Source organism: Limimaricola sp. G21655-S1 (assembly GCF_027213785.1).
GTDB lineage: Bacteria > Pseudomonadota > Alphaproteobacteria > Rhodobacterales > Rhodobacteraceae > Limimaricola.
On record NZ_JAPWGO010000182.1, the window covers coordinates 1 to 280 of the forward strand.

Below are 280 nucleotides of genomic sequence, written 5' to 3' on the forward strand. Positions count from 1 at the left end.
GCGTAAACATCAATCAAAAGGAAATGATCATGAAAATTCGCAATATGGTTCGTAAGTATGCCGCTCCGGTTCTGGTTGCTGGCTCTGTTGTTGCTTCCTCCGCTGCTTCTGCTGTTGGCGCTCTGGACTCTGCCACCGTTACCACCGTCAAAGAAAGCGTCCTCGCTGACGCTGGCACCGCCTCCGCCGCTGGTTTCGCAGTCATGGCCGTGGTGCTTTCCCTGTCCATCGGCTTCGACCTCTTGCAGACTTTCGTCCGCAAAGGTGCTCAGGGTTAATT

General features: G+C 54.3%; 1 protein-coding gene. It reads left to right on the forward strand.

The window, feature by feature from the left end; all coding sequences use genetic code 11:
- Positions 1 to 278, forward strand: a 278-nt coding sequence (locus O4G76_RS20385) for a hypothetical protein (protein ID WP_269398956.1), incomplete at its 5' end; no start/stop codon positions are given.
- Positions 279 to 280 lie beyond the last annotated feature (2 nt).